Annotated in this window: 15 protein-coding genes; 10 read left to right on the forward strand and 5 right to left on the reverse strand. The window is 58.1% G+C overall.

The genetic code is table 11. The features are described from left to right. Positions 1 to 79: 79 nt before the first annotated feature. Genes ACQR07_RS34380 through ACQR07_RS34390 form a run of 3 tightly spaced genes read right to left on the reverse strand, consistent with a single transcriptional unit; the run spans position 80 to position 3680 of the window. Complete coding sequence (locus ACQR07_RS34380; RefSeq protein ID WP_434906482.1) at positions 80 to 1630, reverse strand: acyl-CoA synthetase; 1551 nt, start codon at positions 1628 to 1630, stop codon at positions 80 to 82. A gap of 58 nt (positions 1631 to 1688) precedes the next feature. Continuing rightward, positions 1689 to 2777 (reverse strand): Zn-dependent alcohol dehydrogenase, encoded by a 1089-nt coding sequence (locus ACQR07_RS34385; RefSeq protein ID WP_434906483.1) that lies wholly within the window; start codon positions 2775 to 2777, stop codon positions 1689 to 1691. A 57-nt stretch (positions 2778 to 2834) separates the two neighbouring features. Beyond that, complete coding sequence (locus ACQR07_RS34390) at positions 2835 to 3680, reverse strand: MBL fold metallo-hydrolase (protein ID WP_434871040.1); 846 nt, start codon at positions 3678 to 3680, stop codon at positions 2835 to 2837. A gap of 575 nt (positions 3681 to 4255) precedes the next feature. Between ACQR07_RS34390 and ACQR07_RS34395 the strand changes: the two genes are divergently transcribed. Next, positions 4256 to 4891, forward strand: coding sequence for a TetR/AcrR family transcriptional regulator (locus ACQR07_RS34395; protein WP_434871039.1), 636 nt, complete (start codon positions 4256 to 4258; stop codon positions 4889 to 4891). Continuing rightward, positions 4891 to 5538 carry a TetR/AcrR family transcriptional regulator gene (locus ACQR07_RS34400; protein ID WP_434871038.1) on the forward strand — a complete coding sequence of 216 codons (648 nt, stop codon included), beginning with the start codon at positions 4891 to 4893 and terminating at the stop codon, positions 5536 to 5538. The genes ACQR07_RS34395 and ACQR07_RS34400 overlap by 1 nt, the downstream gene beginning before the upstream one ends. Before the next feature lie 158 nt (positions 5539 to 5696). Here the strand turns inward: ACQR07_RS34400 and ACQR07_RS34405 are convergent, their stop codons facing one another. Next, positions 5697 to 6299: a DUF2867 domain-containing protein gene (locus ACQR07_RS34405; RefSeq protein ID WP_434906484.1), complete on the reverse strand. Its 603-nt coding sequence runs from the start codon at positions 6297 to 6299 to the stop codon at positions 5697 to 5699. Positions 6300 to 6434: 135 nt separating this feature from the next. Here ACQR07_RS34405 and ACQR07_RS34410 point away from each other — a divergent pair, with 135 nt between their 5' ends. The 8 genes from ACQR07_RS34410 to ACQR07_RS34445 all read left to right on the forward strand — a co-directional run bounded on the left by ACQR07_RS34410 (position 6435) and on the right by ACQR07_RS34445 (position 14558). After that, positions 6435 to 7445, forward strand: a complete 1011-nt coding sequence (locus tag ACQR07_RS34410; RefSeq protein ID WP_434906485.1) for an NAD(P)H-dependent flavin oxidoreductase — start codon at positions 6435 to 6437, stop codon at positions 7443 to 7445. A 129-nt stretch (positions 7446 to 7574) separates the two neighbouring features. After that, positions 7575 to 8639 (forward strand): acyl-CoA dehydrogenase family protein, encoded by a 1065-nt coding sequence (locus ACQR07_RS34415; RefSeq protein WP_434906486.1) that lies wholly within the window; start codon positions 7575 to 7577, stop codon positions 8637 to 8639. A 16-nt stretch (positions 8640 to 8655) separates the two neighbouring features. Beyond that, complete coding sequence (locus tag ACQR07_RS34420; RefSeq protein WP_434906487.1) at positions 8656 to 9813, forward strand: acyl-CoA dehydrogenase family protein; 1158 nt, start codon at positions 8656 to 8658, stop codon at positions 9811 to 9813. A 27-nt stretch (positions 9814 to 9840) separates the two neighbouring features. Continuing rightward, the gene (locus ACQR07_RS34425; protein ID WP_434906488.1) at positions 9841 to 10617 is read left to right on the forward strand and encodes an enoyl-CoA hydratase/isomerase family protein; all 777 of its coding nucleotides are present in this window, start codon (positions 9841 to 9843) and stop codon (positions 10615 to 10617) included. Between the two features lie 48 nt (positions 10618 to 10665). Next, entirely contained in the window at positions 10666 to 11370 is a 705-nt protein-coding gene (locus ACQR07_RS34430) for an NAD(P)H-dependent oxidoreductase (protein WP_434906489.1), read from the forward strand. Between the two features lie 146 nt (positions 11371 to 11516). Further along, positions 11517 to 12308: an SDR family NAD(P)-dependent oxidoreductase gene (locus ACQR07_RS34435; protein ID WP_434906490.1), complete on the forward strand. Its 792-nt coding sequence runs from the start codon at positions 11517 to 11519 to the stop codon at positions 12306 to 12308. 73 nt (positions 12309 to 12381) lie between these two features. Then, complete coding sequence (locus tag ACQR07_RS34440; protein ID WP_434906491.1) at positions 12382 to 13617, forward strand: acyl-CoA dehydrogenase family protein; 1236 nt, start codon at positions 12382 to 12384, stop codon at positions 13615 to 13617. Between the two features lie 188 nt (positions 13618 to 13805). After that, positions 13806 to 14558 (forward strand): SDR family NAD(P)-dependent oxidoreductase, encoded by a 753-nt coding sequence (locus ACQR07_RS34445; RefSeq protein ID WP_434906530.1) that lies wholly within the window; start codon positions 13806 to 13808, stop codon positions 14556 to 14558. A 109-nt stretch (positions 14559 to 14667) separates the two neighbouring features. On the opposite strand, the gene ACQR07_RS34450 is transcribed toward ACQR07_RS34445, so the two are convergent. Next, positions 14668 to 15360 (reverse strand): nitroreductase, encoded by a 693-nt coding sequence (locus ACQR07_RS34450; RefSeq protein ID WP_434906492.1) that lies wholly within the window; start codon positions 15358 to 15360, stop codon positions 14668 to 14670. Positions 15361 to 15421 lie beyond the last annotated feature (61 nt).

A 15421-nucleotide genomic window follows, 5' to 3' on the forward strand; every position in this document is an offset into this window, starting at 1 on the left:
GGTGTCATCGTCGCGCCACGAAGGACCGCCGGCACAGGCCAGCGGTTATTGGTGCAGGAGCTCCTCTAGCCATGAGTCACTAGATTCTGCGGCCCGCATCTACCCAGTACGGATCGCGCAGCCGCCGCTTGAAGATCTTGCCGGAGTCTTCACGCGGCAGCTCCGTTCGAATCTCGATGTGCTTTGGAACTTTGTAGTCGGCGAGAGAGGCTTTCAAATGAGCTCTGATCGCGGTCGGATCGATCTTGTCTCCCACCACGGGCTCAACGACCGCCATGAGCGCTTCCCCAAATTCCGGATCAGGAATGCCGAATACAGCGCAATCTTGTACTCCCTTCATCGTATGCAAGACTGCTTCGATCTCGGCCGGGTAAATATTCACGCCGCCGGAGATGACCATGTCTCGCTTACGATCGCAGATGAATACGTAGCCATCCTCATCGAGGGAACCCACGTCGCCAGACGTTACAAAGCCGTCTCGATCGACCTCCTTACGCTTACCAGGCTGGTTGTGATAGGCGAAATCTGCGGTGCCCTCTATGCGTGTATAGATCTCGCCGACATTGCCAGGCGGCAGGATGTGGCCGTTGTCGTCGATGAAGCGAAGTTCGGCCCAAGGCATCACCTTGCCTACGGTCCCCGGCTTCTTGAGGGCGTCCTCGGAACTTGCCAGCGTGACCGGTCCTGATTCGGTTGACCCGTAAAACTCGTAGATGATCGGGCCCCACCACTCGATCATTGCGCGCTTCACTTCGGCCGGACAGGGGGCTGCAGCGTGGACCACACGCTTCAGAGAGGAGATATCGTATCGGCGGCGGATGCCCTCGGGGAGCTTCAGGAGCCTAACGAACATCGTAGGAACCATGAACGTCATTTCGATGCGATCCCGCTCTACCGAAGCCAGAAATTCCTCGGCATCGAAGCGAGGCATTATGGTGAGAAGACCTCCCAGTCTGCCAGCTCGGAGCGCGAAGCCGTTCGGGGCGGAATGGTAGAGTGGGCCCGGCATGAGTACTCTCGATCCCTCTGTAAGCCCAGAGATGATCGTTCGTAGGCGGTCGGAGTGCGCCTGCTGTTCCGGCGTCGGCGCCTCGCGACGGACTCCTTTCGGATGTCCTGTCGTTCCAGACGTATAGATCATGCTTTGCGGCTGGGGCCGAATCGGCCCGTCGTACGGAGCCTGTTTCGTCAGCCACGTCTCGCAGTCAATCGTGGAGTCGGGTTTAAGAAGGCGGTCGGGGTGTATGGAATAGGTGTCCAGAACTGCTGACGGCGTGTTCAGGCAGATGACAGTGATTGTCTGCGGGATCCAGTCACGTACTTCATGAAGAAGATCGACGTGCGCGATCAGTACAGTGGCTTTCGAATCCAGGAGTATGTAGCGGAGCTCGTCGGGCTTGAAGTGCCAGTTCAATGGAACGGCATACGCGCCGAGCCGCATCGTTGCATACGAGACTTCGAGAAAGGAAATGTCATTTCGCATCAATATGCATACGCTGTCTCCCTGCTTTACACCGAGACGACTCAAGCCGCCGGCAAGTCGCACGACACGGAATGAAATCTCCTCGTGCGTGCGGCGCTCCCGACCACAAACAATGCCGCGGTAGAGCTGGTCAGGTGAACTTATCATTGTTTGATCCGCTGCTAAAACGTAGGAGACAGGCAAATGCGATTTGATCCAGGCGAGCCTAGTTGAACTCGATCAGGTTTCGCAGGACGGTGCCCGACTTCATGCTTGCGAAGCCTTCATTGACATCCTGCAATCGTATCCGCGACGTCACCCACTCATCCAGCTGCAGCTGGCCGGAAAGATAGAAGTCGACCAAGCGCGGCATGTCGACACGAATGTGACTTGATCCCATATAGGAACCTTGGATACGACGTTCGCGTATGAAATCGATCCCATGTAGCTCAAAAGTCGTTCCGAGCGGCATGATGCCAACGATGGTTGAGGCTCCGCCGGGAGCCAGCATCGCGAACGACTGTTCGGCAGTCTTTCTAGACCCAATCATTTCAAAAGAGTGTGGAACGCCCGCCCCATCGGTAAGCTCCTTGACCTGCGCAACAGGATCGACCTCATTGGCATTGATGAGATCGGTGGCGCCGAGTTTCGCGGCGATACCAAGTTTGACGGGGTTGGTATCAATCGCGATGATACGGCTGGCGCCGACAATCTTGGCAGCGTTGATCGCTGCCATCCCGACGCCGCCGCAGCCGATAACTGCAATCACTTCTCCAGGCCGCACGTTTGCAGTGTTGACGACCGCCCCATAGCCCGTGACAATCGCGCATCCAATGAGCGCTGCGAGCGCCAGAGGCATATCCTTTCGGATCTTCACGACTGCATTCTCGTGGACGAGCATCTGTTCCGCGAATGCAGATACGTTGATGAACTGGTTGAGCTTTTCCTTGTGGCTCCAGTCGAACCGATCGGCGGCTCCTGGCGGGAGCCTCACGTCACTCGAGGAGCAGAGGACAGGGCGTCCTGTCGTGCACATTGCACAGCAGCCGCAAAACGCCGTCAAACAGGTGATCACGTGATCGCCTGGTTTGACGTAGGTGACCTCGGCTCCCACCTCCTCCACCACGCCGGACGCTTCGTGCCCGGGAATAGTAGGAAGAGGCCACGGAAATGCGCCTTCCATCATATGCAGGTCGGAATGACATAGGCCGGCAGCTTTGGTTCGGATCAGCACCTCGCGGGATCCGGGTCGTTTGACCCGGACATCCTCGATCGAGAGTGGCTTGCCCACCTCGTAAAGAACGGCTGCCTTCATCCCTCGCTCCTTCCTGCCCGGGTCACAAATCTAGAGCCGCAGTGGCCGTGAACGGCGTTAGGCAAGCTCGTAGCGGAACGCGTCGCCGCTGCGCTTGATATAGCCACCGTCAAAATGGCCGCCGATGATGAGTACCGGACGGTCTGCGAAGCGGGAAAAGAGCTCCCAACGCGTTCGAGCCGATTGCTCCCCATCCGTATCAACCCGAGACGACCATCCGACGTAGTGCATCTGTATGGGGTGGTGCGCCACGTCGCCGAGAAGGAGACATTCCTCTCCAGCGGATCTGATATGAATGCTCATATGACCCGGGCTGTGCCCCGGGCTTGGGATCATGGTGATCTCGTCGGTCAACCTGTAGTCGCCGGGCACGAGGTCGGCCAAGCCGGCTTCGGCGATCGGCCCTACGGAGTCTCCAAAGACGGCAGCGTCCATCGGGGTTCGACGAGCGTGTTTCCAAAAGTCGAACTCGTGCTTGCCGAAAACATACCGAGCGTTAGGGAACGTCGGGATCCACTTGCCGTTCACGAGGCGAGTATTCCAGCCTACGTGATCGACATGAAGGTGCGTACAGACGACTGTGTCGATGCTGTCGGGAGGAAAGCCAGCCCTTGTCAGGTCATCGAGAAACGAGGTCTGCAGACCGTTCCATGCATCGACGATCCGCCCCTGCTTGTCGTTTCCCAGTCCCGTGTCGACGACAATTCGGCGGTCGCCCACTTCGAGAACGAGCGAATGGATGGTGGTCTTCAGCATGCCGTCGGACTGTGCAAAGTCTGGCACCATCCACCCGACCTTACGGACCTCCTCGTCAGTGGCTTGAGGAAGTACGACGCTAATTCCGCCAGTGCCCTTGACTTCGACGATCTTGGTGATTCTCACCTGTCCGACGTTCCAGCTCACGTGCGTTCCCTTTCATCGACATTTCGGAAGTGGAGCTGCGCTGGTGCAGAACGGGCCGGGCAGTTCCGAGGCTAAAAAAGGCGTGGTCGGCTCCGCCCCAGGGGACGGCCGTGCTGCAAGGATGCTACTAGGTGCAGTTGAAGACCGTGTGTGCCGGCATCGGCCCGTGGATCGATGGCTTGTGCGTTCGCATCCTGCGCCCCATCAGTTCGCATCCCCCATGGTGGTCAAGCCTCTCGCTGGCTCCGACCCGCCGCAACCGCGGTCATCTTTGTCATACTTGCTGAATGTTTAGCAAGTAATATAGTCTGTGGCAAGCCGTCGGGTGGGAGGCTCAAGGGGGGCGGTCTTCGCGGGCCGGGAGGAGCGATCCATGAAAGTGTCGTTCGTGTTAGGGCTGCTTTGGCTGAGCATAGCTGTCGGCTTTTTACTGATTCGAGACCAGCAATCCGACGACCGCTGAGCCGGTTCAGCTGTCCTCGAATTGTACGGTGCTGGTGGGTTGGTCGAACTCGGGCTTGCGTGGCGAGGGGCTTCGCACTTATTGTAAGGTCAGCAAGCATTTCGAGGAAGGTATGGCGTCGACACACGAGGTACAGCGACGTCCACGTAGGACCCAAGCTCATCGGCGGGAGGCGGCTGAGGCCGCCCTTTTGGATGCTGCGCTATCGCTTATTTCTGTCCGGGGCGTCAAGGGGACGACGTTGGCGGAGGTTGGGGAGGCCGCTGGCTACAGTAAGGGCATTGCGGCGCACTACTTCAAGACCAAAGACCGTATGCTTCAGGCCACTGCCGAGTACGTGAATGAGGTGTATGCGCAGCTTTTGGATGAGGGGTCGTCCAAGCCGGGTCTCGAGACCCTGATGCGGTTTGTCGAGATGTCGTGTACACCCCGGCGGCTCGAGCTCTCCCGTGCAATATACCTGATGCAAAAGGAGGCTTTCTTCGACACGTGGGGCCTGGCCGAGGTCTTCAAGAAGTACAATAAGAGGGCGTTGAAACGTCTTGAGAGCGAGATACGGGCAGGAATCTTGGAAGGGGAGATCCGGAAGGATGCGGATCCCAAGTCCGAGGCGATCTTGCTTCTGGCGCTAACGCGCGGCCTTCGTTCGCAGTGGATCTTGAATCCCGACAAGCTGAATCTTCTCAAGATGAAGGATGAAATGGCGGAGTTCGTTCGGAGCAATCTCTCTACAAGAAGGGGGCGCTGATGGCCGGGCGGATCACCGTGCGCAAGGCCAAGCCTGCAACGCCTCCGGAGCCTGGTACGCACGCGGAACGTCGCGATGAGGCGGAGCGGAGACTTCTGGCCGCCGCTGCTGAGATCATCGCCGAGCGTGGTGTCGAGGGGATGACGTTGGCTGATGTCGGCATTGCTGCGGGGTATAGTCGAGGTCTGCCGGCGCACTACTACGGCAATAAGAACGGTCTGCTCGAGGCAGTGGCGGGCTATATTGCGGAAGGGTTCGCGAATCGATTGGATCAGGGAGGGCGCTTTGAGCCTGGCTTGCCCACCCTCTTGGGTGCTGTGGAAAGCTATTTGACGGCAACGCCGCGGAGCCGAAAAAACACCGTCACCCTCCAATCACTCATAGCCGAATCGCTGACCGAGCAGGCGTTGAGGGGGGCGGTGTCGCAAGTGAATGATCGGTCATTGCAGCGGCTTGCAGCCATGATACGGACGGGGATTGATCGGGGGGAGGTCCGTCCGGACGTCAATCCCGATCGCGAGGCCGTTATCATACTCGGAGCTCTTCGGGCTCTAATTGCGATGTGGCTGATCGATCCTCGCGATGTAAATTTGGAGGTCGTTCGAAAAGCATTCGCTGGCTCAGTCCGGCGAGCGTTGACGCTTTAGCGCAGCAGGCGTGTCGTCGCTAACGTTCGGGGCGTGCCGAAATCGGCCTTGAGTTCCGCCGGGGAAGGGCCTCTTGGTGCGCGAACCGACGCAGAGATGTCGGTTGCGATCGGGGCGAGCGAACGTCGGCGCCGATGGAGCAATTGTGCTGCGGGCGTTTACGCCTTTGCGACGGCCCCATCGTTAATCTTCCATGCATTGCTTGCGGCTCGGGCTAGATTTGCGCGCACGATCAGCCGATGGAATGGCGCAATGGCCCACAGGTAGGCTCGACCGATCGAATGCCGGCAGTGAACGGCGGTCGTGGCTACCAATTCGGGGGAGCCGTTAGGTGCGGCTCGGAGCATCACCGACGCACGAAAATCCAGGTGCCAATCGTCTTCACCCAAGATCATTTCCCTTTCTGACCGCGACCGGATGCGAAAGAAGCCGATGTAATCCGCTGGCGCCACCGCGGCTCTATGACGAAGTCGAGCGGACGTCTTGATGCCCAAGCCCGCCACGAGAAAGTCTCGAATGGCCAGGAGCATGCGCACCCAAGGATACGGCTCGTCCATCACGCATCGCGCAAGATGTTCGATCCCTTTGGCGGCATCCGCGGGAGCGAGGTTGACCGCAAAGGCGTCAGCCAAGTCGGCGCGGTGGTACCATTCGGCGATACCGCTATCGGTAGGTGGTGTTACCGGTCTGATGCTAGAAATCCTCAAGGTTGTCCGCTTTGACATGTTTTCATCCAATCCATTCAAGGGCTCATAAGCCATTCCTAGTCCTGGCCCAGCCGTAAAGATCCGTTGTGCGACGCACAGGCAAATATGAACTTGCTTAATGACCAGCAAGTAATACTGTGCGATTTTATGGGGCGGCGGGTGAGGCGAATTGCGCCGGGGAAGGAAACGATGAGGACGAGGATTACCGAGCTTTTCGGCATCAGGCACCCGATCGTTCAGGGTGGGATGCACTACGTGGGTTTCGCTGAGCTTGCTTCGGCTGTGTCGAATGCTGGTGGTCTCGGGATCATCACGGGCCTCACCCAAAGGACCCCGGAACTGCTCGCGAGGGAAATCGCAAGGTGCAGGGAGATGACCGACAAGCCGTTTGGCGTCAATATGTCATTTTTGCCCTCATTCAATCCCCCTCCGTATATGGAGTACATCGCCGCGATCGTCGATGGCGGCGTCAGGATCGTCGAGACGGCAGGCAGCAATCCCGAGCGCTATATTCCCGTCTTTAAAGCGGCCAACGTTACTGTCATCCACAAATGCACCTCCGTGAGGCATTCTCTTAAAGCCGAAAAGCTCGGCTGTGATGCGGTGAGCGTTGACGGCTTCGAGTGCGGCGGTCACCCTGGAGAAGACGACATTCCAAACATGATTCTGCTACCTCGGGCGGCTGATGAACTGACGATTCCGTTCATTGCCTCTGGTGGAATGGCGGACGCTCGAAGTCTTATAGCGGCTCTGGCTTTAGGGGCGGACGGAATCAACATGGGGACGCGATTTATCGCGACGAAGGAAGCGCCGGTTCACGACAATGTCAAACAAGCTCTGCTTGCCGCGACAGAGCTTGATACGCGGCTCGTCATGCGCCCCTTGAGGAATACGGTGCGCGTGTTGAAGAACGAAGCCGCGGAGAAGGTTCTTGAGATCGAGAGGACGAAGGGAGGAGCCGTCACGATCGACGAGCTTCATGAGCACGTCGGCGGTGTCTATCCCAAGGTGATGCTGGACGGACTTGTCGACCGTGGTGTCTGGAGCTGCGGCATGGTTGCGGGGCTGATTCATGACATCCCGACCGTGCGGGAATTGATAGACCGGATCATGGATGAAGCCGAGCGGATCGTACATCAACGGCTCGGAGGATATCTCAAAGGAACGGCAGTATCAGAGGGGCACTCCAAGCGGGTGTGATGTTGACCTACGTGAACCGACCATGGACTCCGACGCAAGCTAGCGGGGATAGCCAAAAGGCGTTCATCACGACCGGGTGTCCAGGATCGATCAATGATCGTCTGAGCGCCACGATAAGCGGGATATGCAATGTCCGAATCCGGAAGTTTTATTGTTGCGACTGCTGAGCGTGTGTTTGCCGATTTGGCAGATCCTAGTGCGATCTTACGAAGCCGCAGTCGCGGCTGGCGCGATGCTGCATGGGCTGCGTTGCAGGAAACCGGTCTCACCTTCATCTGGGTGCCGGAGATCTATGGTGGCGCCGAGGTGCCCTTCGAGGAAGGCTTTGAGGTGCTCCGTGCTGCGGGCCGAGCTGCGCTGGCTCTGCCTCTCGCGGAAACCATGCTGGGGTCGTGGCTGCTTTCTCGGGCCGCTATCGCTCCGCCAAGTGGGTCTATCAGTATTGGTCCGGTCCGGCCGACCGATAAGCTGAGGGTGGGCAGCGATGGTCGGCTATCGGGCCGACTCACACGGGTTCCGTTTGCAAGGGATGTCGACCACTTGGTCTTGCTCGTCCAATCCGATGAAGCAAGCCAAGTCGCCCTCGTACGGAGAAGTGATTGTCGCATCGAACACAGCGAGAATCTCGCCGGAGAGCCCAGTGACCTGGTCGATTGCGGCGGCGTTCTCCCACTTGCGCTCGAGGTGGCCCCTCAGGGCATGGGCGAGGCGGAGCTGCTGACGATCGGCGCTGTGGTACGAACGCAGCAGATTGCTGGCGCGCTTGAAAAGATGCTCGATCTTTCGGTCAGATACGCGACCGAGCGAGTCGCTTTCGAACGGCCGATTGGAAAGTTTCAAGCCGTGCAGCACAGTCTCGCGAGATTTGGGGGCGAAGTGGCGGCAGCGGTTGCTGCTGCCGGCTCCGCTGCCGATACCATCGTGCGCGATCTAACGGCCAGTGACTCCTGTTTGCTGGAAGTCGCGGCGGCGAAAATCCGCTGCGGTGAAGCCGCAGAGGTTGGCGCTGCAATTGCCCATCAAGTCCACGGTGCAATTGGCTTCACCGATGAGCACGTGCTTCACATGTATACCCTGCGGGCAATGGGTTGGAGGGATGACTTCGGTAGCGAGGTCTTCTGGAGCGGGAAGCTCGGGTCGCTAGTTTCACGTATTGGCGCGCGAGGGCTCTGGCCCTTGCTCGCGTCGCGATGAGTTGGGAGACGAAAACATGAGCGGCTTGCGCTTTGATCCAATTCGTCTGCCGGCGCGCTGCCAGGAGTTGCGTCGTGAAGTTCGCGAGTTTCTGTCGGCTGAAACCCGCGCAGGAACGTTCGACCCGCGTGATCCGGAAAGCGGCTCGTCCACCGCTCGCGAATTCAGCAAGCGAGTAGGCGAGCGGGGCTGGATCGGAATGACGTGGCCGAAGACGTACGGCGGTCAGGAGCGGAGCTTTCTCGATCGCTATGTTGTTACCGAAGAAATGCGGGTGGCGAATGCTCCGACCCGTCACTTCTTCGTTGCAGATAGGCAGAGCGGCCCAACGCTGATTCGCTATGCCAACGAGGCCATCAAGGATCGAATTCTTCCCGCCATTGTCCGTGGCGAGCTTTGTTTCTGTATCGGAATGAGCGAGCCGAATTCCGGTTCTGACCTGTTCGCAGCGAGCACAAAAGCGACGCGCTGCGATGGAGGCTGGACGATCAATGGCAGCAAAATCTGGACGAGTAACGCCCAGAACGCCGACTATATGATCGGCCTATTCCGGACCTCGCCCTCGTCGAAGGAAAATCGCCGCCACGGGCTGACGTCGTTCTTGGTCGACATGAGGTTGCCTGGAGTCAGATGCAATCCGATTGGCCAGATGAGTGGGCAGCGAGAGTTCAATGAGGTTGTTTTCGAGGACGTCTACATCCCTACGGACCATGTCATCGGTGAGGTCGACGGCGCATGGAAGCAGGCGACGAGCGAACTCGCTTACGAGCGGAGTGGCCCCGAGCGATTCCTTGAGACCTATGGCGCGCTCGTCGAGCTGATCGATTTCGTTGGTGAGACGTCGCATCCGGCTGTCATCTCAGGACTCGGTCGACTGGTCGCGGAACTACATACTTTGCGTCGTATGTCGGTTTCAGTGGCCGGGATGCTGGAAGAGGGTCACGAACCCGTTGTCGAGGCCGCCATTGTAAAGGACGTTGGGACAGTCTGGGAACAGGGGCTTCCGCATCGTGCGCGCGATCTGGCCGGCTTCGCCGAGACGATTGAGCGTCCGTATCATATTTTCGAAGAAAAGCTCGGCTTCTATCTCAAGATCGCCCCGAAGGTCACGATCCAGGGGGGGACGACGGAGATCCTCAGAGGAATCATAGCGCGCGGGCTCGGCTTGCGATAGCGCGGACAACAAATCGGGAGATAGAGGTTGAGCGGAGATATCGATGTTTCTCAAGCCGGGCACGTTGCGATTATCGAGATCCGGCGTCCCCCGTTGAACTATTTCGACCTCAAGCTGATCCGCAGCATTGCGGATGCGCTCGACCGGATTGATTCAGATATCGAGGTGCGTTGCGTGGTGCTTGCAGCCCAGGGCAAGGCGTTCTGCGCGGGAGCCGACTTTCGCGCGGTCGACGTGGAATCCGAGGAGCGCCGCTCGTCTCGACAGGCCGGTCATCTTTATGTCGAGGCAATTCGTATATTCCGTAACAAGAAGCCAATCGTCGCCGCGGTTCACGGCGCCGCGATCGGCGGCGGCCTTGGACTGGCGATGTCGGCGGATTTCCGAGTGACCTGTGCAGAGGCACGGTTCTCGGCCAATTTTACGAAGTTGGGTTTCCATCCCGGGTTCGGGCTTACCGTCACTCTCCCCGAGGTGATCGGAAGAACGAAGGCCGCAATGATGTTCTACACCAGCCGTCGGCTGAATGGCCAGGAAGCCTACGAGATCGGACTTGCGGATATGCTCGTACCGCAAGGTCAAGTTCGGGAGGCTGCGATTAATTTTGCCCATGAGATCGCAGAGTGCTCTCCGCTGGGCCTGCTCGCTACGCGCGCGACAATGCGTGAGGGACTGGCGCAGCGGGTCCAGAAGGCCACCGATCACGAATTGGCTGAGCAGAATAGGCTCCGTCAGACGGAGGATTTTGACGAAGGCGTGAGGGCTACGGCCGAACGAAGGGTCCCGATCTTCCGCGGCCGTTGAAAAAGCCGCAGAAGGGTGAGGGCGTTGAGGTAGGGGCGGAGAAGGTCCATGAACGTACTTATTGTATTTGCTCATCAGGAGCCGCGTTCGTTCAATGGAGCGCTACGCGATATCGCCGTGCAAACTCTTTCGCGGCAGGGGTTCACGGTTGAGGTCAGCGATCTCTACGCAGAAGAATTCGAGGCGCGGGCGACTGCAAGGGACTTTGGCAAACGTGCGGATAACCGCTTCTTTAAATACCAAGCTGAGCAGAGGGCAGCGGCCTCCGGAGGCGATCACTCTTTTGCGGCGGATATCGCACGTGAACAAGAGCGATTGACCCGCGCTGATCTGGTCATATTTCAGTTTCCTCTCTATTGGTTTTCTGTGCCGGCGATCCTCAAAGGCTGGTTCGATCGTGTTTTGGCGACGGGCTTCGCATATGGGGGAGGTCGCTTTTTCGAAGCAGCACCGCTGTATGGCAAGCGGGCTCTGCTATCGATCTCGATGGGCGCCGGTGAAGATCGCTTCGGTCCGTCTGCGCTTTATGGCGACATGAACTGGATACTTCATCCGATCCGGGTCGGGACGCTCAACTTTTGTGGATTCGAGGTCCTCGAGCATCATATCGTGCATGGGCCAGCGTCTATGACGCCCGGCGAACGTGAACATGTTCTCAAGCGTTGGCGGGACAGGCTGATTTCATTGAGCAACGAGAAGCCGTTGCCGTTTGCCCATGCGTCCGACTTCGAAGCCGCCAGCCAGCGGACATAGAGAACTTGTTAATTGACAAGCAAATCTGCGCGAGACTACAACTTCAGCGCAGAATTCGGTGACGTCGCGTTTCGCGGAGAACGGGTGGCAATCTGGTCTCGACGATAAGAAGACGTTCGCCAACGAAAAAAGAGAGGGAGAAGCCCGTGAACGATGTACTAGACTTGGGCGGTCGCGTTGCCTTCGTGACGGGTGCGGGACAAAACGTCGGCCGGCGCATTGCGCTACACTTCGCCGCTCACAATGCCGGCGGCGTTGCTGTGAACGACTTTCACCTGGATCGAGCCGAAGCAGTTGTCGAGGAGATTCGATCTGCGGGGGGCAAGGCAATCGCAGTCCAGGCCGACGTCACCGATCTCAGCAGCGTCAAAGAGGCAGTGGCGCGGACCGAGAAGGAATTTGGCCGGATCGGGATTCTGGTGAACAATGCAGGCAATGCGGGAGCAAATCCGACTGCTGATTTGAAGAAGCCGTTTTGGGAGGTCGGCCCGGAGAGTTGGAACAAATTCATAGGTGTGAATCTCTACGGCGTTATCAACTGCACGTCTGCGGTCATTCCAAGCCTGATTGCGAGGCAGGCACCTGGACGCATCATTACCATCATTTCCGACGCGAGCCGCTGGGGAGATCCTGGTCTTGAGATCTATGCGGGAGCCAAGGCCGGAGCGGCAGGCTTCATGCGAGCAGTTGCGCGCAGTCTCGGGCGCCATCAGGTCACCGCTAACTCGATAGCAATTGCCGCAATTTCAACCGAGACGAACGCTCGTGTAAATCCCAATCCGGAAGTCGAGAAGCGCATCCTTGAGAAGTACATCATTCGCCGGCGCGGCGATCCCGTCGATGTTGCGAACATGGTTCTCTTTCTTGCGTCGGATGCGAGCCCCTGGATCACCGGCCAGACCTATCCAGTCAATGGCGGATTCACGCTGGCACTTTAGCCGACAAGTGCTCCTGACTGACCATGGGCCAGTCAGGATGATGTGACCAACGCGACGATTGCGGGAGCGGTGCATGGATTTCGAGCTGTCAGAGCGTCAGCGTGAATGGGGGCATCGTGTGGCGACCTTTCTCAACCGCCACGTTCGACCCGCCCAGCCAACCTATCGCAGACAGCAGTCCGAGGGCGACCGTTGGAAGGTGATCCCGGTCATCGAGGAGCTGAAGGTCCAAGCCCGGGCTGAGGGGCTCTGGAACCTGTTCATGCCGCCAAATGAGCATGAAGATGAGGAGTTTCGTGGAGCGGGGTTGAGCAATCTTGAATATGCACCGCTTGCTGAAGAGATGGGAAAAATCGAGTGGTCGTCGGAGGTCTTCAACTGCTCGGCGCCAGATACTGGCAACATGGAAGTGCTCATTCGATATGGAACCAAGGAGCAGAAGCGCAAGTGGTTGCGACCGCTCATGGACGGAGAGATCCGGTCGGCCTTCCTGATGACTGAACCTGCCGTCGCATCCTCGGATGCCACAAATATCCAGACGCGCATCGAACGACGCGGCGATCACTACGTGGTCAATGGAACAAAGTGGTTCTCCTCGGGTGCCCCCGATCCGCGTTGCAAGTTGGGGCTTCTCATGGGGAAGACGGACCCCTCGGCTCCCCCTTATCAGCAGCAATCGCAGCTGTTGGTTCCCTTGGATAGCCCAGGCATTCGAACTGAACGAATATTGACTGTATTCGGCTACGATCATGCTCCGCATGGGCATGCGCAGATCGTCCTGGAGAATGTGAAGGTTCCGGCGGAAAATCTCATCTTGGGCGAGGGGCGGGGCTTTGAAATCGCCCAAGGAAGGCTCGGTCCAGGCCGCATACATCACTGTATGAGGACGATCGGCGTAGCAGAATTCGCTCTGCAGAAGATGGTCGAGCGCCTCACCGAGCGAACTGCATTTGGCAAACGCATTGTCGAGCATTCGGTGTGGGAGCAGCGAATCGCCGAGGCTCGGATCGATATCGAGCGCACAAGGCTGCTGACCTTGAAGGCTGCAGATATGATGGACAAGGTCGGCAACAAGGCGGCGCAACTCGAAATCGCAATGATCAAGGTGGCGGCACCCAACATGGCGATCAGAATTATCGACGATGCGATTCAGGCCTGGGGCGCCGCCGGTGTGACCGAGGACCCTGGCTTGGCAAGCGCCTACGCATCGATTCGATCCCTGCGCTTTGCCGATGGCCCGGACGAAGTGCATAACCGCGCGATCGCGCGGATGGAACTCAGGCGGCAGCGGCATGGCATAGCGCGGTGATAACGACCGTCTTCGGCTGTCGAGTGCGGAAAATGACCTTCTGCGATGCAGCAAATGTGAGCGCAGTTATCGACTGGACGACTTGCCGTTCCATGGCCCAGGAGCCGAGCTGTTCGGCAAGGACATCGTTGTGAGTATTGCAGCGTGTGAAGATCTCTTAGGAGCCTTGCTTGGAAAATCTGTTTGATATGTCCGGAAAGGTCGCAGTGATCACAGGATCATCGCGAGGGATTGGACGCGCGATTGCCGAGCGGCTCGCCCAGCACGGTTCGAAGGTCGTCATCTCGTCCCGAAATGCGACGTCCTGTGATCAGGTGGCGGATACGATCAACGCCCGCCATGGTGCTGGTACAGCCTTATCAACACCGGCAAATATCTCGTTGAAGAGCGATCTGCAGCATCTGATTGAAGAGGCGACGCGGAGGCTCGGAAAGATCGACGTGCTCGTCTGCAATGCGGCCAGCAATCCCTATCATGGACCAATGTCCGGGCTGCCTGACGCGGCATTTCGTAAGGTTCTTGAGAACAATATTGTGGCCAACCATTGGCTGGTTACGATGGTGACGCCGCAGATGATCGAACGTAGGGATGGAGCGATCATCGTTGTATCCTCGATCGGAGGGTTCAAGGGAAGTGACGTTCTAGGAGCCTATAGCATCTCAAAGGCGGCCGACGTTCAGTTGGTGCGAAATTTGGCCGTCGAATTGGGCAAGTACAACATCCGGAGCAACTGCATTGCACCGGGCTTGATCAAAACGGATTTTGCACGGGCTCTTTGGGAAGATCAGGAGAATCTCAAGCGGACTGAAGAACGCAATCCGATGGGGCGTATCGGAGAGCCCGATGAAATCGCGGGCGCTGCGGTGTTCTTGGCGTCGCGGGCCGGATCCTACGTCAACGGGCAGACCATCATTGTTGATGGCGGCACATTGGCTGTCTAGCCCAGAGCCTTGCAGGCAACAGACATCCGAACGTCGTTCAGGCGGCGGTGGGTTTGTCTACGAGCACACAACGAGGCTTAGATTCGGCAGTTCTCCTTGACCGTCTAAATTAGTCGTCGAACCATTTCACCGACTGGCTGATCGGGGCGCGAGTGGTTCGTTGCCGATTGGCGGTATGCCGGGAGTCTTCGTACCCGAAGGCAATCCCACAAAGGATAAATTGATCCGAAGGAAGCGCGAACTGTTCACGCCAAAAATCGGGAAAGTCGGCTAGAGTAGCCAGAATTGACGTTGCGACTCCGAAAGCTTGGGCCGCAAGCAGAAAATTAGCTATGTAGCCGCCGCAATCGAGAGTACTCAAGTGCCCTAGCCCTCCCGGTGTTGTGACAAGCGCCAAACGAGGAGCGTCAAAGAACTGTAGCTCCTCCGGCTCCACAGCATCGCTCGTCCTGGACGGCAGGTTCTGAGCCTTACGGCGGGAATCCCAGAAGCGCTCGGCGCGCTTCTTGTATTCTCCGCTCAGGCATGTAGGAGGGTCTGGCTGTTTCCGATGTTCTTTTGCATATTGACGGATCAAGGTTCGCAGACGTCGGGTCGCCCTGGCGCTAGCGATCGCGACGTTCCAGGGTTGGGTATTTTGCCAGGATGCCGTGCGCTGCGCGGTCAGCAATATCGCGTCGATCGTTTGCTGCGGAATATCCATCGGCAGAAATGCGCGACAACTGTATCTCTCTTGAACGATACCGACGAGTATGTCGCCGCGTCGAAGGAAAAACGAATCGGCGGCGGTTGGCGCCGTCATTGCAGCATCGATGATAGGCCGACATGTTCGATCGCTCACCTTGCTCTTCTCCCACTTCTGC

This window comes from Bradyrhizobium sp. HKCCYLS20291, assembly GCF_051167715.1.
Lineage (GTDB): Bacteria > Pseudomonadota > Alphaproteobacteria > Rhizobiales > Xanthobacteraceae > Bradyrhizobium.